This window comes from Acinetobacter sp. YH12239, assembly GCF_013417635.1.
GTDB lineage: Bacteria > Pseudomonadota > Gammaproteobacteria > Pseudomonadales > Moraxellaceae > Acinetobacter.
In genome coordinates this window covers 327,359-347,883 of the sequence record NZ_VPDP01000002.1, presented here as the reverse complement: position 1 = coordinate 347,883, position 20,525 = coordinate 327,359, and the positions used below count along the sequence as shown (strand labels likewise).

At 38.8% G+C, this 20,525-nt stretch carries 23 protein-coding genes; 17 read left to right on the top strand and 6 right to left on the bottom strand.

Annotated elements, in window-relative coordinates:
- Nucleotides 1-41 precede the first annotated feature (41 nt).
- From FTV17_RS03750 to pyrF, 15 genes are all read left to right on the top strand, one after another.
- Nucleotides 42-656 carry a TetR/AcrR family transcriptional regulator gene (locus FTV17_RS03750; RefSeq protein ID WP_035264575.1) on the top strand — a complete coding sequence of 205 codons (615 nt, stop codon included), beginning with the start codon at nucleotides 42-44 and terminating at the stop codon, nucleotides 654-656.
- 1 nt (nucleotide 657) lies between these two features.
- A complete protein-coding gene (locus tag FTV17_RS03745) occupies nucleotides 658-1,218 on the top strand; it encodes a Tfp pilus assembly protein FimT/FimU (RefSeq protein ID WP_179998217.1) in 561 nt (186 codons plus the stop codon).
- Nucleotides 1,205-1,597 (top strand): type II secretion system minor pseudopilin GspI, encoded by a 393-nt coding sequence (gene gspI, locus FTV17_RS03740; RefSeq protein ID WP_179998216.1) that lies wholly within the window; start codon nucleotides 1,205-1,207, stop codon nucleotides 1,595-1,597. The genes FTV17_RS03745 and gspI overlap by 14 nt, the downstream gene beginning before the upstream one ends.
- Nucleotides 1,594-2,241, top strand: a complete 648-nt coding sequence (gspJ, locus tag FTV17_RS03735; RefSeq protein ID WP_179998215.1) for a type II secretion system minor pseudopilin GspJ — start codon at nucleotides 1,594-1,596, stop codon at nucleotides 2,239-2,241. The genes gspI and gspJ overlap by 4 nt, the downstream gene beginning before the upstream one ends.
- 15 nt (nucleotides 2,242-2,256) lie before the next feature.
- Nucleotides 2,257-3,213, top strand: coding sequence for a type II secretion system minor pseudopilin GspK (gene gspK / locus FTV17_RS03730; RefSeq protein WP_179998214.1), 957 nt, complete (start codon nucleotides 2,257-2,259; stop codon nucleotides 3,211-3,213).
- Nucleotides 3,214-3,374: 161 nt separating this feature from the next.
- The gene (locus FTV17_RS03725) at nucleotides 3,375-3,971 is read left to right on the top strand and encodes a 6-carboxytetrahydropterin synthase (RefSeq protein ID WP_179998213.1); all 597 of its coding nucleotides are present in this window, start codon (nucleotides 3,375-3,377) and stop codon (nucleotides 3,969-3,971) included.
- Nucleotides 3,972-3,999: 28 nt separating this feature from the next.
- Nucleotides 4,000-4,713 (top strand): uracil-DNA glycosylase, encoded by a 714-nt coding sequence (gene ung, locus FTV17_RS03720; RefSeq protein ID WP_179998212.1) that lies wholly within the window; start codon nucleotides 4,000-4,002, stop codon nucleotides 4,711-4,713.
- Nucleotides 4,710-5,831 carry an enoyl-CoA hydratase/isomerase family protein gene (locus FTV17_RS03715; RefSeq protein WP_179998211.1) on the top strand — a complete coding sequence of 374 codons (1,122 nt, stop codon included), beginning with the start codon at nucleotides 4,710-4,712 and terminating at the stop codon, nucleotides 5,829-5,831. The genes ung and FTV17_RS03715 overlap by 4 nt, the downstream gene beginning before the upstream one ends.
- A 2-nt stretch (nucleotides 5,832-5,833) precedes the next feature.
- Nucleotides 5,834-6,358, top strand: a complete 525-nt coding sequence (gene tadA, locus FTV17_RS03710) for a tRNA adenosine(34) deaminase TadA (protein WP_179998210.1) — start codon at nucleotides 5,834-5,836, stop codon at nucleotides 6,356-6,358.
- 76 nt (nucleotides 6,359-6,434) lie between these two features.
- Nucleotides 6,435-6,866 (top strand): SRPBCC family protein, encoded by a 432-nt coding sequence (locus tag FTV17_RS03705; RefSeq protein WP_092766227.1) that lies wholly within the window; start codon nucleotides 6,435-6,437, stop codon nucleotides 6,864-6,866.
- An 18-nt stretch (nucleotides 6,867-6,884) separates the two neighbouring features.
- On the top strand, nucleotides 6,885-7,565 hold the full coding sequence (gene cmk / locus FTV17_RS03700; RefSeq protein WP_035264559.1) for a (d)CMP kinase: 681 nt from the start codon (nucleotides 6,885-6,887) through the stop codon (nucleotides 7,563-7,565).
- 116 nt (nucleotides 7,566-7,681) lie between these two features.
- A complete protein-coding gene (gene rpsA / locus FTV17_RS03695) occupies nucleotides 7,682-9,358 on the top strand; it encodes a 30S ribosomal protein S1 (protein ID WP_035264556.1) in 1,677 nt (558 codons plus the stop codon).
- A 162-nt stretch (nucleotides 9,359-9,520) separates the two neighbouring features.
- Entirely contained in the window at nucleotides 9,521-9,826 is a 306-nt protein-coding gene (locus FTV17_RS03690) for an integration host factor subunit beta (protein WP_035264555.1), read from the top strand.
- Between the two features lie 20 nt (nucleotides 9,827-9,846).
- Nucleotides 9,847-10,212, top strand: a complete 366-nt coding sequence (locus tag FTV17_RS03685) for a lipopolysaccharide assembly protein LapA domain-containing protein (RefSeq protein WP_035264552.1) — start codon at nucleotides 9,847-9,849, stop codon at nucleotides 10,210-10,212.
- A gap of 139 nt (nucleotides 10,213-10,351) precedes the next feature.
- Nucleotides 10,352-11,050, top strand: a complete 699-nt coding sequence (gene pyrF, locus FTV17_RS03680; RefSeq protein ID WP_179998209.1) for an orotidine-5'-phosphate decarboxylase — start codon at nucleotides 10,352-10,354, stop codon at nucleotides 11,048-11,050.
- Between the two features lie 1,094 nt (nucleotides 11,051-12,144).
- On the opposite strand, the gene dapC is transcribed toward pyrF, so the two are convergent.
- From dapC to FTV17_RS03655, 5 genes are all read right to left on the bottom strand, one after another.
- Complete coding sequence (dapC, locus tag FTV17_RS03675) at nucleotides 12,145-13,314, bottom strand: succinyldiaminopimelate transaminase (RefSeq protein ID WP_179998208.1); 1,170 nt, start codon at nucleotides 13,312-13,314, stop codon at nucleotides 12,145-12,147.
- A 31-nt stretch (nucleotides 13,315-13,345) separates the two neighbouring features.
- Nucleotides 13,346-16,012 carry a [protein-PII] uridylyltransferase gene (gene glnD / locus FTV17_RS03670; RefSeq protein WP_179998207.1) on the bottom strand — a complete coding sequence of 889 codons (2,667 nt, stop codon included), beginning with the start codon at nucleotides 16,010-16,012 and terminating at the stop codon, nucleotides 13,346-13,348.
- Between the two features lie 23 nt (nucleotides 16,013-16,035).
- Nucleotides 16,036-17,253, bottom strand: a complete 1,218-nt coding sequence (purT, locus tag FTV17_RS03665; protein WP_179998206.1) for a formate-dependent phosphoribosylglycinamide formyltransferase — start codon at nucleotides 17,251-17,253, stop codon at nucleotides 16,036-16,038.
- A gap of 185 nt (nucleotides 17,254-17,438) precedes the next feature.
- The gene (gene ygaH, locus FTV17_RS03660; protein ID WP_179998205.1) at nucleotides 17,439-17,780 is read right to left on the bottom strand and encodes an L-valine transporter subunit YgaH; all 342 of its coding nucleotides are present in this window, start codon (nucleotides 17,778-17,780) and stop codon (nucleotides 17,439-17,441) included.
- Nucleotides 17,777-18,505, bottom strand: coding sequence for an AzlC family ABC transporter permease (locus FTV17_RS03655; protein WP_092766232.1), 729 nt, complete (start codon nucleotides 18,503-18,505; stop codon nucleotides 17,777-17,779). Before FTV17_RS03655 ends, ygaH begins: the two co-directional genes overlap by 4 nt.
- A 125-nt stretch (nucleotides 18,506-18,630) precedes the next feature.
- Between FTV17_RS03655 and FTV17_RS03650 the strand changes: the two genes are divergently transcribed.
- The gene (locus FTV17_RS03650; protein WP_035264529.1) at nucleotides 18,631-19,113 is read left to right on the top strand and encodes a hypothetical protein; all 483 of its coding nucleotides are present in this window, start codon (nucleotides 18,631-18,633) and stop codon (nucleotides 19,111-19,113) included.
- A 59-nt stretch (nucleotides 19,114-19,172) separates the two neighbouring features.
- Here FTV17_RS03650 and FTV17_RS03645 read toward each other — a convergent pair whose 3' ends face one another.
- Complete coding sequence (locus FTV17_RS03645) at nucleotides 19,173-19,865, bottom strand: Crp/Fnr family transcriptional regulator (RefSeq protein ID WP_257219879.1); 693 nt, start codon at nucleotides 19,863-19,865, stop codon at nucleotides 19,173-19,175.
- Between the two features lie 99 nt (nucleotides 19,866-19,964).
- On the opposite strand from FTV17_RS03645, the gene FTV17_RS03640 reads away from it, so the two are divergent.
- The gene (locus tag FTV17_RS03640; RefSeq protein ID WP_179998204.1) at nucleotides 19,965-20,519 is read left to right on the top strand and encodes a DUF962 domain-containing protein; all 555 of its coding nucleotides are present in this window, start codon (nucleotides 19,965-19,967) and stop codon (nucleotides 20,517-20,519) included.
- The last annotated feature ends 6 nt before the right edge of the window (nucleotides 20,520-20,525 follow it).

Sequence of the window (20,525 nt, the reverse complement as noted above, 5' to 3'; positions counted from 1 at the left end):
TTAATACGGAAAATAGAAAGAAGAGAGTTTATAGAGTGAAGATGGATCGTCAGGCTCAGTTTAGAGCGAGAGAAGCATTAATATTTCAGGTCGCAGAACAACTTCTTTTGGAAAACGGCGAAGCGGGTATGACATTAGATGCATTGGCCGCTGAGTTGGATTTGGCAAAAGGAACACTCTATAAGCACTTCCAAAGTAAAGATGAATTGTACATGTTGCTTATTATTCGTAATGAGCGCATGTTATTAGAAATGGTTCGAGATACTGAAAAAGGCTTTCCTGAACATTTAGCTTTTTTTATGTTGCATCATTTGCATCATCCAGAACGTACTGTACTCTTTCATCAAATTGAAGAACGATTATCTACAACTGGTCAGGGTATTAATCATTTATTTAATGAAATGTATCAGATCCGCAAAAGTAGACTCAGAATTATCATTCGTATGACAGAAAATCATCTAGCATCCATTCAAAGTAAGATGAGTTCTCGGGATTATCTAGCATCCATTTGGTCGATTACTCATGGTGGTGCTGCGATATTAAACTCGAGTTTCTATCAACGCTATTTAGGTTGCCGAGATACGCTAAGGGTTGCTTTAATTGATCAAGCGTTGATGATGCCTAAACAGATTAATTTGACAGAATCAGTGGCCTAATATGCAATCTCTAGATCACCGTCAAGGCGGATTTACTTTAATCGAATTGATGGTGGTCATTGTGATCATCAGCATCATGGCGGCATTGGTGGTGATGAATATTGGTGGGATTGATCAACGTAAGGCAATGCAAGCTAGAGAAGCTTTAATATTAGATTTAAAACGTATTCAACGAGAGGCTGTTGATCAATCGTTAGTGGTTGCATTGGTGCCACAATGGAATGGTGATCAGTTTCGCTATACATTTCAAAAATATAATGATTTAACTCGTCCTGAGCAGACGCTTGTATCGAACAATAATCGTCAACCTTCCACTTGGGTTGAAATGCCAGAGTTTTCTGCGAGAGAACTCCCTGCTAAGGTTTCATTTCAGATTGAAAGTAGCGACTATAGTTTTGAAAATGCAACTAATGCAGACCTAATGAATAATAATGCACCTAAATTAATTTGGTTGGGCAATGGCGAGGTTAAACCTGTCACAATTCAAATGTATTATGAACAAAAAGCAATTGGTGATCTTATTCAAATAGATTACTTGGGTAAAATCGATGCGGGTGCTTAAAGGATTTACCTTGATTGAGGTTGTGGTGGCTTTGGCTATTTTTGCTGTAGCAGCAATGTCATTGACGAAGGTAGCTATGCAGTACACACAGGCAACTGCGAATGCAATTTTACGAACAAAAGCACAATTCGTCGCACAAAATGAAGTCGCTGCAATGCAAATTAGTGGTGAATGGTTAGAGGGAACTCAATCGAAGCAAATTACCTCTCAAGGATTAAGTTGGCAAATTGATAAAAAATCAGAAGCGACTATTAGCCCAGATGTTCAGAAAATAGAAGTGCAAGTGAGTCTATATAACAATGATTTAGGTAAAGTTGAATCAGGTGTCACCACCATGGTGTTTTATAACTATCCTATCAGAGAGCAATCCAACTTATGATCAAGAGTAAACAACAAGGTTTTACCTTGGTAGAGCTTTTGGTTGCCATAGCCATCTTTGCAGTATTGTCTGCTTTGGGATGGAAAATTTTTGATTATTTAAATAAAGTCAAAGATCGAAATGCGGTGCATGAACAGCAACTTCTCAGTTTGCAAGATAGTTATTTACAAATGCAAAGAGATGCTTTGCAAATTGTACCGCTGACTGCAAATATCGCAGGACAAATTCAACCTGCACTTTTACTGGATGATCAGTCTTTACAATTTAGTAAGGCAGGGGTCACAGACCCGCTGAAACAGGGTTTGTCTCCATTTGAGAGAATAGAATATCGTTATAATGCACAAGATCGAAAAGTTTATCGTTTAAAGTATCCCAATCTGAATGTTCTTCAAACAACCCAACCTTTATCCAGTACGATCCTAGAGAATGTGGATGAGTTTCAAATCACAATTTTGAACCCGAATGAATTGAATTCGTGGCCGGATACATCAACAATAAGTTCTAATAGTAATGAAGTTCAAGATAGTGTTGCTCGGCTATTGCCTAAAGGTATGCGAATTAGATTTAAACAACAAGATGTTGAATACGAGTGGATTTTTAGTTTGCTTAATACTGACTATTTAAAACCGGCATCTAGTCAATAATCATTAGGAAAATGCATGAAGCAGCAAAAAGGAATCGCCCTGATTACGATTTTGATGTTAGTCGCTTTGGCAACTATCATTGCTGCGACGATTGCCCATCGTCAATACAATACCAGTGAAAATACGGCCTATGTGATTCGTCAAAACCAAGCACTGTATTATGCAAAAAGTGCTGAAGCTTTTTTCTCGGAATTATTGGTTCAAGATGCTAAGTCCAATTCAAAATCAGATAATCTTCAAGAAACTTGGGCTCAACCGATGCCACCATTTCCAATTGATGGTGGTTATGTCGCAGGGCGAATTATTGATGAAACGGGTAAGTTTAATTTAAACAGTTTGGTCAAAGATGATGGTGTGTCGAATGATAATGCGGTGAATTACTTTAAGGGATTATTAACAAAGCTTGGTTTACCAGAAGAATTGAGTGAAGCGGTAATTGATTGGCAAGATCAAGATGATTTGACGATTGGCGCAATGGGGGCAGAGAGTAATTATTATTCAAGTTTAACGCGTCCTTATTTGCCAGCGAATGGTCCTTTTCATAGCGTGGAAGAGTTGAAGCAAGTGCGAGGATTTGAAGGTGATAAGTTTTTATTGATAAAACCTTATGTTACAGCGATTCCTTTAAAAGAAATTAAAATTAATATCAATACAGCACCAGCGATGATTATTGCTGCTATAGACCCAAGTTTGGATATGCAAAATGTACAGCGTGATTTGGATCAGAAAAAAGCCAATGGTGAATTTTTTGAGTCCGTAGATCAGCTCTGGGAACTCAACACTCTAAGTCAGTTAAGTGAAGAAGCAAAAAGCACAGCAAAAAATAATTTTGATGTTAAATCAGCATTCTATCGAGCAGATATTGAAATCATGCTATCTGATCGAAAGCGATATTTTTCGAGTTATCTGATGCGTGATGAAGATAAGGTTTATGTTTTCTCAAGAAGTTTGGCACCTCTTCAAACCAATTGATTAAATTTCTAAACTATTAATTTAAACAAATTGAATGATAGCTTTTTATTTTTTTGTTTTTAATACGTTTTGCCAATTGCTTAAAACGTTAAAATTAATGATGAGTTGTGTGAATATGCACTATAATCATTTTAATCCATGATTTTTTATTGCTCTGACATATGTTAATTCGAAAATTATTTAAGTTTGAAAACGCGCATATTGTGCGAAATTGCACATCAGACCGCTGTAAGCGTTCAATTCATGGTCATAGCTATAAAGTCGAATTATTATTGAAAGCCTCAAAGCTAGATCATGGTCAAATGGTCTATGATTTTGGTTTGCTGAAAGGTGTGATCAAAGAACTTTATGATAGTTTTGATCATGCGATTTGTTTTTGGCAAGAGGATTCAGCTGAATATATTCAAGCATGTAAAACTTTTAGTGCGCGTTGGGTTTCATTGCCTGTTTCACCTTCTGCTGAACAATTTTCTCGAATTTTCTTTTATTTGGCAGAACAAGTACTGAAATCAACTATCACGCAAAATGGTGAAGGTGATGTTGAAGTCTATTCAGTGATCGTGCATGAAACTGACACAGGCTATGCGCAAAGTTTTGCTGAAGATATCTTAAATGAACAGATGGGCTTATTGGCGCTTGATCAAATCGTATTCTCAGAACAAATTCAAAATGAATGGTCTGATCCTAAAATGTACGAACAATTGAAACAAGGATTCACTTTTAAGAACCCAAGTGTAGATTTACAAGTAAAACTTTAAAGCTGTGAATGATTTAGGGATGAACACAATGCAACTCACCGAACAAGAATTAAGTCAACTGAATCAAGTTCGGTTAGAGGATGGTTGGAAGTATGCTTTAGCAGATTTTCTGCTCAGCGATAAAATGGATCAGCTGAAAGCTTTTCTCAAATCTGAATTACAGGCGAATAAGGTGATATACCCACCTAATTCCCTTATATTTAATGCGTTCAACACTACACCCTTAGATCGTGTAAAGGTCGTGATTCTCGGTCAAGATCCTTATCACGGTCCAAATCAAGCACACGGATTGAGTTTTTCAGTGCAAAAGGGTGTTGCATTACCGCCGTCTTTGCGTAATATCTATCACGAACTCAGCACTGACCTTGGAATTGCGCCTGCCAAGCATGGTGATTTAACCCAATGGGCTGAAGAGGGTGTCTTGTTGCTGAACAGTGTATTGACTGTTGAAGCGGGCCAGCCGACTTCACACCAAAAGAAAGGTTGGGAAGATTTCACTGATGCTGCGATAGATGTTCTAAATGAGCAACGTGAAAAGATCGTTTTCATTCTTTGGGGTGCGTACGCGCATAAGAAAGGTCAACGAATTGACCAAAATAAGCATTTGGTCTTAAAAGCAGCACATCCATCACCATTGGCAGCAAACCGAGGTGGTTTTTTTGGGTGTAAAGTTTTTTCAAAAACAAATAATTATCTTAAACAAAATGGCATTGAGCCAATTAAATGGCAGCTGGAAGCATGACAATATCTCCTGAGACGAATCAATATCATCCTGACTTAATTGTTGAAGAAGCACAGAATGGATGGAGAGTGGTTCGATTAAATCGTCCAAAATCTTTACATGCACTTGATGAATCTATTGTAACGGCTTTATTGGCTGTTTTTGAAAAGTTTCATCATGATGATGCGGTTAAAGCGATCTGGTTTGATTCAACAACCCCTAAAGCTTTTTGTGCCGGTGGGGATGTACGCAAACTCCGTCAGTTGGTCATCAATAATGAGGTTGATGCGGCAAATAAATTTTTTGAACAAGAATACGCGCTTGATCTTTTGTTGCATGACTACGCTAAGCCGATTGTCGTTTGGGGTGAAGGTTATGTGATGGGTGGTGGGCTTGGTTTATTTATGGCTGCACCATTCAGACTCGTTACACCTTATTCGCGCCTTGCAATGCCAGAAGTGAATATTGGTTTATATCCAGATGTTGGTGCTAGTCGTTTCTTGGCAGATCGTGGTCCAATTGGTCTATTTACAGGTTTAACTGGATCGATCATGACTGCGGCAGGAGCTTATGGTATTGGCTGGGCGACTCATATTTGTGATGCTCAGCGCGATGTTGTTTTACAAAAGTTGATCAATATCGATTGGGATCATTATCCTGCTGGCGATTTTAGGGCATTAGATGACACTTTAAATAGTTTGCATCGACCAGTTTCTCCAGGGCCACTGCAAATCTCGTTAGACGTGATTCACAGTGTCTGTCGTGGTGCAAACTTTGAAAATGACTACGAAGCAATTATCGGTCTAAGTGATGCACGAAGTGATTGGCTAAGACAAGCGAGTGAAAATCTAGCAAAAGGCTCACCAAGTACAGCTGCGATTACCTGGTTGTTATGGCAATGGGGGCGTCAAGTTCATCCTTGGCAAGAAGTATTTGAACTTGAAACTCAAATTTCTGATTGGAAAATTAGACATCCTGATTTTGTTGAAGGCGTACGTGCACGTTTAGTGGATAAAGATTTATCTCCTGAATGGACACCTGCAGAATCTATGTCCTTAAAAGGAATTTTAGGTGCGCACCCACCAGTTACAAATATCGAGAGCTGGAATAACTTGTTAAAACAGTACGGTATTATCTAATTTTGTCTGAAATTCAATTTGATGCCGAAGATCTAAAATGGATGCAGCGTGCCTATGAGCAGGCTGCATTGGCAGCTCAATTGGGAGAAATCCCTGTTGGAGCTGTCATTGTGAGTCAAGGAAAAGTAATTGGTGAAGGATATAATCAACCCATCCTGAGTCATGATCCAACTGCTCATGCTGAAGTGGTCGCACTGCGCCAAGCATGTAATCAAATTCAGAACTATCGTCTACCAGAAGATGCAACCCTTTATGTAACCCTTGAGCCATGCACGATGTGTGTGGGGGCTTTAATTCATGCTCGAGTTCATCGTGTTGTATTTGGTACTTTAGAGCCGAAGGCGGGTTCGCTGGTCAGTGCGCGACAGCTATTGAATAATCAAGGTTATTACAACCATATATTTGAATTTGAAGGGGGGTGCATGCAATCAGCGTGTGCTCATCAGCTTTCAGAATTTTTTAAATTCAGACGTGAACAAAAAAAACAACAGCGTGTACGACAAAAAATAGAAAATAATCAGGAATGATTGCTATTGTTGATTGTGGAAAAATTGACATAATGTATTGTCAGTATGAAGCGGACTCAATGAAAAGGAATAAAAAATGAATTCAATCCAAGTTAAACAAGAATTTAACCAGCCTATAGATCGTGTATTTGAAGTTTTGTCAAAACATGCGACTTATAATGATGTATTTGCACCGATTCAGGTTGTACGCATTAAAGATGCAGCTGATCCGAGTCGTCCTGATGGGATTGGATCAGTACGAAAAATGGGATTAGGCCCAATAAAGCCAATTCAAGAACAAATTACTGTACTTGAACCAAATAAGCGTATTGAATACAAACTTATCAAGAATCCATTAATCAAACATCATCTCGGAATTATTGAATTTAAAGAGCTTTCATCCGCTAAAACTTTAGTCACATACACGATCGAATTACAGGCAAGAGCACCATTTGTGAGCAAATTAATTCTTGCACAACTCAAACTTGCTATTACACTTGGCTTTAAGAAATTAGCAAAACGCCTCTAAGGCGAAGTTGGTAAAGTAATGACAATTCAAATTATCACGATCGATGGACCAAGCGGTTCAGGCAAAGGAACTTTGGCAGCTAAATTGGCACAGCATTACCAGTTTCATTTACTTGATTCTGGCGCCTTGTATCGTTTGTTGGGATTGTCATTACATCAACTGAATTTAATTGATTCAATTCACAATCCAGATGTGTTGGTTAAATGCGTAGAAATAGCGACTCATCTCGATATTCAATTTGTTAGTGATCATTTAAAAACAAAAATTTTACTTAACGGGCATGATGTAACGGATGAAATTCGCACTGAAAAAGTCGGTGAGTTTGCATCCAAGGTTGCAGTTGTACCTGAATTAAGACAGGCATTATTCGAAAGACAACGTGCATTTGCTCAAGCACCAGGTCTTGTTGCCGATGGCCGTGATATGGCGACTTCAATCTTCCCAGAAGCCCAAGCAAAAATATATTTGACGGCTTCTGCTGAGTCTCGTGCTGAGCGACGTGTAAAGCAGTTGCAGGCCATGGGGCAAAATGTTAAAATAAGCGACATTTTATCTAATATCCAAGCACGTGATAAGCGTGATATGGAAAGAACCGTTGCGCCGCTTAAGCCGGCTGAAGGGGCTTACATTATCGATAGTTCAGATCTGGACATTGACGCTGTATTTAACCTGATGACCGCATATATTGATGCGCAATAAGATAAATTAATGAATATTAGTGGAAGCATAGCTTGATCAGTTCTATATGGACTATGTCGATACTTAACTAAACCGGCCTTGTCTGATCCAAGACCGCTGACTTTTCTAGGTATATCATGACCGAATCTTTTGCAGCCCTCTTTGAAGCAAGCGAATTAAACCTCAACGTTGAAAAGGGTGCAGTCATCCAAGGTATCGTTGTTAGCATCGATTCTGACTGGGTAACTGTAGATACTGGCCTTAAATCTGAAGGCGTAGTAGCTCGCTCTGAATTCTTAAACGAACAACGTGAACTTGAAGTTAACGTTGGTGACACAGTTGACGTAGTTGTTGAAGCGCTTGACAACGGTATGGGTCAAACAGTTTTATCACGTGAAAAAGCTAAACGTGCTGAAACTTGGACTAAACTTGAAAAAATCTTTGAAGACGGCGAGATCGTTACTGGTGTTATCTCTGGTAAGGTTAAAGGCGGTTTCACTGTTGACATCGGTCCAGTACGTGCGTTCTTACCAGGTTCTTTGGTAGACACTCGTCCTATCCGTGACACGACTCACCTTGAAGGTAAAGAGTTAGAGTTCAAAGTTATCAAACTTGACGCTAAACGTAACAACGTTGTTGTATCACGTCGTGCTGTTATGGAAGCTGAATCTTCAGCTGACCGTGAAGCTCTTCTTTCTCAACTTGAAGAAGGTCAAACAGTTACTGGTACAATCAAAAACCTTACTGACTACGGTGCTTTCGTTGACCTTGGCGGTATTGATGGTCTTCTTCACATCACTGACATGGCTTGGAAACGTATCAAGCATCCTTCAGAAGTTGTTGAAGTTGGTCAAGAAGTTACTGTTAAAGTACTTAAATTTGACAAAGAGCGTAACCGTGTATCATTAGGTCTTAAACAACTTGGTGAAGATCCATGGTTAGCGATCATGAACCGTTACCCTAAAGGTTCTATCGTTAAAGCGCGTGTAACTAACTTAACTGATTACGGTTGCTTCGCTGAAATCGCTGAAGGCGTTGAAGGCTTAGTACACGTTTCAGAAATGGACCACACAAACAAAAACATCCACCCATCTAAAGTTGTTCAGATTGGTGATGAAGTTGATGTTATGGTTCTTGAAGTTGATGAAGAGCGTCGTCGTATTTCTCTTGGTATCAAACAAACTCGTGCTAACCCATGGGAAGAGTTTGCTAAGGCTCACGACAAAGGTGAAAAAGTTTCAGGTACAATCAAGTCTATCACTGACTTCGGTATCTTCATCGGTTTACCAGGCGGAATCGATGGTCTAGTTCACTTATCTGACATTTCTTGGAACGAACAAGGCGAAGAAGCGATTCGTCGTTACAAGAAAGGTGACACTGTTGAAGCGGTTATCCTTTCTGTAGACGCTGAAGGCAACCGTATTAGCCTTGGTATCAAGCAAATGAACAGCGATCCGTTCAATGATTTCTTAGCTGCTAACGAACGTGGTGCTCTTGTTAAAGGTACTGTAGTTGCAGTTGATGCTCGTGGCGCAACAATTAAGTTGGCTGACGAAGTTGAAGCTTCTCTTAAAGCTTCAGAAATCAACCGTGACCGCGTTGAAGATGCAACTAAATTCTTAGAAGTTGGTCAAGAAGTTGAAGCTAAGATCATCAATGTTGATCGCAAATCACGCGCAATCAACTTGTCTATCAAAGCGAAAGACGAAGCTGAAGAGAAAGAAGCTGTTGCTAACTTGAAAACTGCTTCTGCAGGTCAAGACAACGGTCCTAAGACAATTGGTGATTTGATCAAAGCTCAAATGAACCACTAAGTCTTTCGTGTTCAATGTATTGTTAATGTAATTTAACTAATACTTTTTACACAAATACTGTAAACGGTAGCGTAGTATTGACTTACTGCGCTACCGTTTTGTATTTAAACAGGTTATTATCTCGCTATGCACAGAGTAGCTTGATAATTAAAGAGGTCGCAGATGACTACTGAAGCACTTAATAAGTCTGACTTAATAGAACGTATTTCTATCAAAAATCCTCATTTGGCTGAGCCATTGGTCGAAGAAGCTGTTAAAATTATGATCGATCAAATGATTGAGTCATTATCAGCTGATAATCGTATTGAAATTCGTGGGTTTGGAAGTTTTGCTTTACATCATCGTGAACCGCGAGTTGGACGTAATCCTAAAACAGGTAAGTCAGTTGAAGTGGCTGCTAAAGCTGTACCTCATTTCAAACCAGGTAAAGCACTAAGAGATGCTGTAAACGAATCAGCAGGAAAATAATAAATTACTCAGGGGTGGTTATGCGTTACGTATTAGTTGCACTGTTAGTTGTAATCTTCGGATATGCATTGGCATTGGTTCTGCAAAATGGTACAGAACTGACTGTTGATCTTCTCTTCACTCAAGTACCGGCAATGAGATTAGGTTTATTGCTTTTGTTGACTTTGGCACTTGGGATCATCGTTGGATTATTACTCGGAGTTCAAGTTTTCCGTGTATTCCAAAATAGTTGGGAAATTAAGCGTCTTCGCAAAGATATTGAATATCTTCGTAAAGAACAAATCCAAAATGCTCAGTTAGCTGCTGCTGAAGCTGCTGCAAATGTACGTCATGAAAAGACAGTATTAGATGTGCATTCAGATCCGCGTAACTCAAATCCGCTGTAATTTATAAATATTTAAAAAACCTCTAAAATTTATTTTAGAGGTTTTTTTTATTGAAAATAAACTGTTGAATTTTAAGCTGAGTTTTTGAAAGTTAATTTTGCAGCTTAAGTTGAACATCTTTATAATGACGCAACTTTAGATGGACGGAAGAACAACCTTGAGTATCATTGTTGCTTTAGATGCAAAAAGCCAATACGACGCATTGAAAATGGCTGAAAATTTGGATCCTAAACTTTGTCGTGTAAAGGTGGGTAAAGAACTTTTTACACATGAAGGTCCGACCGTTGTAAAAGCATTGCATGATCAGGGTTTTGAAGTATTTTTAGATTTAAAATTTCATGATATTCCAAATACTACAGCACAAGCCGTTTGCGCTGCTGCAGATCAAGGGGTATGGATGGTTAATGTTCACGCATCTGGTGGACGAAAAATGATGGAAACTTGTGTAGAAAGATTAAAATCAGGTAACTATCAAACACAGTTGATTGCAGTTACCGTATTAACTTCAATGGGGCGAGAAGATCTACGTGATCTTGGTTTGGATATTGAGCCTTTTGAACATGTAAAACGTCTAGCGACTTTAACTCAAGAAAGTGGCTTGGATGGTGTTGTATGTTCTGCGCAAGAAGCAAAAATGTTACGTGAAACTTTAGGTCAGAACTTTGCTCTCGTCACTCCAGGAATTCGTCCGGAAGGTTCTGCAGCGGATGATCAAAAACGTATTGTTACACCTAAGCAAGCAATGTTAGATGGTTCTACACACTTGGTGATTGGTCGTCCGATTACTAAATCAGAAAATCCAAATCAAACTTTAAGAGACATTCTGGCTACTTTGTAATTTTTAAATTACAGTCTTTAAGTGTTTTAAAACGCCATGAAAATTCATGGCGTTTTTTTAATTTTATGATGTATCAATAGTTAAAGTTATATTATCTCTAAGGGGAACTACTGACCATTATTGTTAGACTCAAGAAAGTTTTAAACAAGGTTTAGAAAGAAGCGAGAAGAAGCCTAGTGCTAAGACAGTTAAAACTTAATAACATGATAAAATCAAAGAGTTGGATAAAAGGTTTAACAAATAAAAAAATTGAAAAAGCTGTTTAGCATGGCATTGTTGCTGCATAAAAGGTACGAAAGGAAAAAATATGCAAGTTTGTAACTGGGATTGGGGAGCAATTACTACTTTAATAGGGTTGGAATAGCATCTACTACTGCATGGTGTATTTCAAATGAATGGAGAAATCAAAAAGGTAGTGAAGTCATTGTAAATGAATGTAAATTGATTCTTTTAGATTTAAATAAATTTCTTATGAATATTGAACTTCTATTTAAAGTGAGTGCAAATGAAGGTGAAGAGTTGTTAGTTTAAACAAGTATAAATCAACTAACCAACGATATTATAAAAATAGAAAATCATCTGCAATCAGTTAGAGATTTATTAAAAAAATAAAGAAGTAAATTTTAGTGATTTTATAATGGATGTATATGTTGATATACGAAGGGGTTTGATTGATTATATCTCTCTATACAAGGATAAGGACAAATTAATTAATGAGTTTCTAAAGGGTGAAGTTGAATTAGATAATGGAGATATAGAGTTAATCCCTGTAAATATCTACTTTAGTGAAGTTGAAAAAGTTCATGCAAAAATATCAAGTAGAATTGATTGCGTAAAACAAGAGATAATACCATTTATAATGTATGAAAAAGTTTTAAAAAATCGAAAAGTCTATAGGCGCACCGTATCGCACTCGTGAGAGTGATCCTAGATAGTAAAAGGACAACCAATTCCTTTAAGTTAGATTTTCTTTAGAGAGGGCTAGAGTGAAGGTATGTTAGAAAATATCATTTTCCGCTCAAACTATGCCTAGAATCATCAATCAAAAAATAAGCCCTCTAAAAAAAGGGCTTAGGTTTAGAGATCATTCATGATTAAAGAATTGCTTTTAAGCGTTTAACAACTTCTTTACATTGGTCTAAATCTGCGACCAGTGCCAAACGAACATGGCTTTCACCTGGGTTTCCTTGTTCAGTATCACGAGATAAATAACGACCAGGAAGGACTTTGATATGCGCTTCTTGCATTAAATGTTGAGCAAAAACTTCATCATTGTCTACTTTAAGCCAATAATAGAAACCCGCATCAGGCTTTTTCAGTGGTAGCAAATGACCTAATTCTTGTTGGAATAAATCAAATTTAGCACGGTATTGTTTACGGTTTTCTTCAACATGTGCCTCATCATTCCATGCAGCAATCGATGCCAATTGATGTTGTACTGGCATTGCAGCACCGTGGTAAGTGCGGAATTTTAAATAAGGTTTTAATAGACTAGCATCACCTGCAACAAAGCCAGATCGCATACCTGGTAAATTAGAACGTTTAGACAGAGAGTGGAATACGATACAGTTTTTGTAGTCATCGCGACCTAATTCTGCACAAACTTCTAATAAGCCAACTGGTGCTTCATCAAACCATAGTTCTGAATAGCATTCATCGGATGCGATGACAAAATTGTATTGATCAGAGAGCGCGATTAACTTTTTAAACTGTTCTTTTGAAAGCACAGCACCTGTCGGATTTCCGGGGGTGCAGACAAAGAGCAAAGCTGTCTTCTCCCATACTTCCGCAGGGACAGCATCGAAGTCGCCAAGGTAACCATTTTCTTCAGTACAGTTGATGAAATAGGGTTGAGCGCCAGCGAGTAAAGCTGCACCTTCGTAAATTTGATAAAAGGGATTCGGCATAACTACATAAGGCGCTTCATCACGATTGATCAGCGCTTGTACGAATGAGAAAATTCCTTCACGTGTGCCAGTCACAGGTAAAATATGATCTTCTGCGCTAATAGCATTTAATTTGAAACGGCGTGTGAGCCATTGCGAAATACTTTCACGTAATTCTGGTAAGCCTTTACTGTTTGGGTATGTCGAAAGATGATTGAAGTTATCGACAATAGCTTGTTTTACGAATTCAGGTGCAGGATGTTTTGGCTCACCAATTGACAATGGAATTAACGGAAGATTTGCAGGTTTTACATCCTGAAAAAGTTTATTCAACTTTTCAAATGGATAAGGATGTAATAGGTTTAAACTAGAGTTCATGAAACAGTTACCGTCGGGTTAAATCTAAATTTTAATGATGATTACAGACCTGATTTGAAGCCTCATCTAATGCTGCTTTTAATTGTTCAGCAAAAGCCTGAGCTTCAGTTAAATTCATAGGTTCGCCATTCTTTTTGGTTACAAAGAAAATATCTTCTGCGCGCTCACCCAAGGTGGCGATTTTCGCGGAATGGATATCGAGACCTTGCATCATAAATAAGCCACCGATACGGGCAAGTAATCCAGGCTGATCGAGGGTAGAGATCTCGACCATATTTTGCTGTAGCGCCTCGTTTAACGTGATATCAATTGTGTTTTCAATATCAAAATGACGAAGTTGGCGTGGAATACGGCGTTGCATTATACCGGGATAATTTTGTGAATCTGTTAATGCATGCACCAATGATTCTTTTACCGTATTTTCACGTTCTGGATCTGTCACTAATGTGCCAAAACGATCAAGCACCACATAGGTGTCTAAGCTAAATGATTTAGTTGCTGTAATAATGCGTGCATCTTGTACATCTAAATTCATACGATCTAGAACCGCAACAGTAGTGGCAAAAAGATTAGGTTGATCTTGAGTGTAAATAAAAATCTGCACAGCATCTTGCGCTGATTTACGGTGCGCGCGCATCATCACCAATGGTGCTGAATTATCACCATGATCTAGGATTGCACGTGTATGCCATGCGACTTCATCTGCAGTTTCTTTGAGGAAATATTCGTCACCAAGTTCTTGCCAAACTTTTTCAACAGCTTCTAAAGCATAATCATTGACGAGTAATTCACTTGCAGCAAATTTGGTATCTTCGATCAGCATTTGGTAATCGACAGGACGTCCCAAACCACTACGAATAACGTCACGAGCATTGGTATATAACTGACGCATGAGCGATGCTCGCCATGTGTTCCAAAGCTTAGGATTGGTTGCGTTAATGTCAGCCACTGTAAGCGTATACAGATAGTCTAAGTGTTCCATATCACCTAGCTTCTCGGCAAAATCTTTTACAACATCTGGATCAGAAATATCTTTTTTCTGCGCAGTCATCGACATCAATAGATGATTTTGGATCAACCACGCAACAAGATTACACTCACGCTCAGTAAAACCGTGCTTGCTACAGAACTCAATGGCATCAACCGCGCCCAATTCACTATGGTCTCCACCACGGCCTTTGGCGATATCATGGAACAAAGCAGCGAGGAATACGATGTCTCGGCGCACCAGACGCTGGAATACCGAACTTACGACAGGAAAATCTTTAGCAAATTCTGGCGCTTTAAAACGATTTAAATTTCGTAAGAGTAGGAGCGTATGTGCATCTACAGTATAGATATGGAATAAATCGTATTGCATAAGGCCCATGATTTGCCCAAATGCAGGAATATAGTTGCCGAGTACACCATAACGTTTCATCGCAAGCAATGTTTCATATAAGTTATTTGGTGATCGGATGATCGCCATAAACAAGGCTTGATTAACTGGATTGTCTCTATACGCTTGATCAATGCGTTTTGCAGCTAAAGTAAGCAATCGAAGTGTACGAGCTCGAATACCATCAATATCAGGGCGATTTGCTAGGATATAGAAAATTTCAAGGATGGCTGTAGGCTTCTCTGCAAAAATTTTATGGTGTTGAACTGCGAGTTTACCATCCACCAATTTGAAGTTTTCATTCACTTCTTCAATTTTACGCTCATAGTTGGGTAAGCGAGGAGTGATGACTGATTCATTAAAATAGGCGAGTAGCATTTCATTCAGGGTTGAAACCTGCTGAGCTGCTCGATAGTAGCGTTTCATGAACTGTTCAATTGGATAATTGATATGTTCACCTTCAACTTTGTGATAACCAAATTTTGCTGCGATATCGCGTTGGTAATCAAACAATAGTCGATTTTCATCACGCTTAGTTAAGCGGTGTAAATGATGACGAATTTCCCAGAGAAAATTCTCAGCATCTTCGAGAACCCCAAGTTCAAACTCAGAAATGAAACCTAAATGAACAAGATCGTATATACGATTTACTCGGAAATGCCGTTTTGCAATCCAACCAATTTGGTTAATGTCTCGAATGCCACCCGGTGCATTTTTGATATCAGGTTCTAAATTACTTTCAGTGTTGTTGTGCTGAGCGTAGCGTTTGGCTTGTTCTTCCATCTTGGCATCAAAGAAGGTTTTATCAGTCCAAGTTTGTGAAACAACACGACGAGGCCATTTCGCTAAGTGTTCATTTCCAATAATTAAACGAGACTCAATGAGAGATGTTGCTACCGTTAAGTCATTCATGGCCTGTTCAAAGCACTGTTGAATGGTTCTTACACTTACGCCAGGTTTAAAATTGCCAACATCCCATAGAGAGGAAATAAAAATGGTAATGGCATTTTCTTGTTCTTGTGTAAGATCATCTTCTGAAAGGATCAGAATGTCGACATCAGAGTAGGGCATCATTTCACGACGACCATAACCTCCTACAGCGAACAAGCCCAGATCGGTTTGATCTAACTCAGCATGTTGCCAAAGGAATTTAAGCGCCTCATCAATCAGATTTGATCGAGTGAGAATAATCTCACGTATCGCCTTACCATGTTCAAACTCATGTTGTAATTGATTTTCAACATCTGAGCGCCATTGATTAATTGCCTTGATGTCGTGATTACTCGAAACATAGTTTGCTAATGGAGACGTATTGATCATGAAATGATGGCCTACCTAATGAATTATTTGTTTTGATTTACAATTACTTTTGAAGCTGCTTCAGTCGCTAATTCGCGTGCTATGTCAGTTGTTTCAGCACGTGCAGTTGCGACCCCCATACGACGACGTTTAAAGCCTTCAGGTTTACCAAAAAGACGTAAATCGACATTTGGGTTTTGCATAGCAAGATTTAAGCCAGAAAATGACAAATTCGTATTATCAACACCTGCATAGATCACAGCACTTGCAGCAACACTGTGACGTTGCGTATTCACTGGAAGACCTAAAATCGCACGGGCATGAAGTTCAAATTCACTTTGATATTGAGATGCAAGTGTCACTAATCCAGTGTCATGTGGACGTGGAGAAACTTCACTGAACCAAACTTGATCACCTTTAACGAATAATTCCACACCAAAAATACCGCAACCGCCGAGCGCTACTGTGACTTTATTGGCAATACGTTTTGCTTCATCAAGGGCAGCTGTGCTCATAGGTTGAGGTTGCCAGCTTTCTACATAGTCACCTGCATCTTGACGGTGTCCAATAGGATCGCAGAAGTGCGTTTCGATTTCTCCTGTTTCAGAATTTTTTGCGCGTACTGTGAGTAATGTAATTTCGAAATCAAAATCAATTTGTGATTCTACGATGACAGTACCTTGATTGACACGACCACCTGTTTGAGCATATTCCCAAGCTGCGTCGACTTCATCAAAAGATTTTACGCGTGATTGTCCTTTACCTGATGATGACATCACAGGTTTTACAAAATTTGGATAGCCAATATCATCACATGCTGCACGGAATGATTCCAAACTATTGGCAAAACGATAAGCAGAAGTTGGAAGCCCTAGTTCTTCAGCTGCAAGGCGACGAATTCCTTCACGATTCATGGTGAGATTCACGGCTTTCGCAGAAGGAATAACTACGGCAGTTTTAGTCTCTTCGATTTCCACTAAGACTTCAGTGGCAATGGCTTCAATCTCGGGAACAATTAAATGAGGTTGAACTTGTTCAATCAGTTTTTTTAATTCTTTTGGGTCCGCCATATTCAAAGTGTAGGAATGATGAGCAACTTGCATGGCAGGTGCATTGTCATAGCGATCTGCTGCATGTACTTCTACACCTAATCGTTGTAATGATATTACCACCTCTTTACCCAACTCACCTGAACCCAATAATAGAACTTTAAACGCCGAAGATTGAAGTGGAGTACCGAGTGTAATAAGCATTTGATTCATCCGTGCTTGATATTATGGACTTTTAGCATATCAGAACTAAAACCTCTTGAGCGCGATGAATACAAGAAAAAGCAAGAAATTATTTTGATATCGTTTAATTTTTTTATTGATAAAAATGCATAAGCCTTATCCGAAGATCAGGCTTATAAATTTAGAATCTGAATGAATAATACGCGAGAAATATTTTAAAGCGGGAAATAGGTATATACCAAACCGTATGTGAGTGCCGCTGTGAGTGTTGCAGGTACAATCTGTTTAAATTTGAAATACAAACCCGAGAGCACAATAAAACCAATTAGCATGGCAACGCTCTTATTGGGTGTTTCTAAGAGCGGCGGTAAAGTCGCGACCACGAGCATTGAACTGATCGCAGCAATACCGATTGATCCAAGGGCGATTTTGAGCCAAAGAGCACCGCGTTTCTGGCGACCTTGTTGTAGTTTCTGAATCACAAAAAAAGGACCAAAGCGTGAGGCGAAATTCGCGATACCGACCAGAATACCGACACAAATAATTTCTAGATTCATGATTGTTCACCTGTGTGCAAAGGATCATGTTGCTTTAGTACATAATGTTTAAACAAACCAGCCAAAATACCGGAGCTTATACCAATGAATATCGCTGCAGATAAATCGATAAAGTAACACGCAATAGCAGAAACAATAATGGTGATGGTCACGACAAAGGTATGTTTTTTCTCGAATGCAGCTAGTAAGAAGCTCAAGAAAAGTGCAGGTAATAGAAAGTCGAGCGCTGCTTGCAAAAATTGGGGGAGATGACTGACTTGATCTGCAAATAAGCCCCCGAGAAAAGATCCGAGTGCCCAAGACAACCAGCTAAATAGACTCAGACCTAACATCCAAGATTCAGACCATTCTTGACGGCGTTGCGACAGTTTAATCATGCCTGATGCAAAGACTTCGTCGGTCAAGCCCCATGACCAAATTGCAGTTTTTTTCAGATTGAGTTTATCTTGAATTAAGTTTTGTAAAGCAGGGCCATATAACAAATGTCGAATATCAAGCGCTATTACAGTTAAGGCTGTCATCCAGATAGAAGTGCCACTGCCGAGTAAGGCAACCACCAAAAATTGACTGGCACCGGCATACATCGAACAGGATAAAAATAATGCTTCCCACGCTGTAAAACCAAATTGAGTTGCAGATACACCAAACGCGAATGAAACAGGCAAATAGGTGAAAATGATGGCTTGACTGTCTTTGGCACCTTGCCAAAAACCTGCCGGTGTCATGTGTGGGGAGCTTGATTGGGTCACGATAAACCTAATTGGAGATTGGAACAAAAGGTATAAAACGAGATTGAGTATTCTACCCGAATTTACTAGCATAGTGCCGAATAGTTTATTAGAGCGATGTCATGTTTGCGATTCAATCTCCCTTTAAATTAGCTGCATTGACTACATTCCTCATCTTCACTTTGTCCGGTTGTGGTGGTCAGGCAGAAACTGCCGATGAAAAGGTTGAAATTAAAGAAGCACCGAAGTTGACCAATGATGCAACTGAATATGCAAATCATGCTTGGCAATTGATTAATCAGGTTGATCCTATTCTGTATCAAGCCAATAAAGCGCTTATACCATCACAAGTACGCGAGCCTGTGCGTCAATTGGTGTTGGATTGGCGTATTAATGTCAAAATGACCGATTCAGTGACTGAAGGGAAATATGCGCTTTGTCGAAAAGCGCTAACAACCATAGATGCTTGGGCGCGTGCAATCGTGGAAAATGAGGGGCAGCTCGCACAGCGTCAAGCCAATTATGAACGCGATAAAGCCCAGTGCAAAACTGCAATTGAGCAACCAGAATTAGGAAACACCAAGGCGTATACAAAATTATTTTAAATAACCCCCAAATACAATGATTAATCCAGATTTTACTGATGCTCCTCATCTTTAGTCGATTAAGTTTGATCGGCTAAAGCTTTAAGTTGATTGAGATTAATCACCTCAATTTTTTTAAATGCAATTTTAATTGCGCCAATTTTTTCTAAATGTTGTAGTTCTTGATTAATGGTTTGTCTTGAGCAGACCAACATTTGTGCCAATTGTTCCTGAGATAGGTTGATGGTGTTTTTTTCAATCTCTTTGAGATTACCGTATCCATTTAAGATAAAGATTAATCTTTGAGCTAAACGTTGAATAAGGGGTTGTGTTTGAATAGAGACCAACTCCATGAAAGCATAACGGAGTTTATGACTGACCAATTGAGCCAGATATAACCAAAATTTTGGATATTGTTCTAAAATTAGATCAAGTCCGACACGGCTTATTTTGAGGATTTTGGATTTTTTACTGGTAATCGCATGATGAGAGCGAGGTTGTTGATCAATCAACGAAATTTCACCAAACCACATAATGGGATCTGCGATAACTGTCACCGCCTCACGACCTTCTACGTCAATATGTGCTAAACGAACAGCACCATCAATCACGGCATAAATGCCATCAAATTGATCAGCTTTAGAAAATATCAGTTGATCTTTGCCATACTCAATGAGCTGTGCATGTTCGAGCATCAGCTGTTGTAGTTCATGATCAAACTGGCTAAACCACCAATTATTTTTTAAAAGATAAACGTATTGATTTAAAAGCAAAATTATCCCTTTTATGCTGCTTATTTGTCGTCTAGTCGACAACTTATTGGTTTACATTTATATATAGTGAAGGAAATAGTCAGAAAAAGGAATGATAACATGACTCGTTTAGAGAGCTTGCTTGGACAATATGCAGCTTATCACCTAGATCGTAAAAACGTATTTTCACATTTTATTGGAATTCCCTTGATTGTATTTTCGATCTTGTGTTTTGCAGCCAAAGCGCAATTTACAGTTGCTGGATATTCCATTGATCTTGCAATGTTATTGATCGTAGCATCGGTCATTTATTATTTGAGTTTGGATCTCATTTTTGGTGTGGTAATGGCAGTGCTATTTGCTTTAATTTATCAGCCAGCCACACAAGTAGCAGCTTTAACGACATCCTCTTGGGTATTGGTAAGTGCTGGATTTTTTATTGTGGGATGGATTATTCAATTTATTGGGCACTATTATGAAAAGAAAAAACCAGCTTTTGTAGATGATCTTGTTGGACTCGCAATAGGCCCTTTATTTGTCGTGGCAGAATTTATCTTTCTTATTGGTTTACGTAAGAAACTTGAAGAAAAAGTATTGGTTCGAGCTAAACAATTACGTTATGACATGGACCACAAACATGTAAATCACTCGAATGCTTCAACTCAAAATCCATGATCTCAA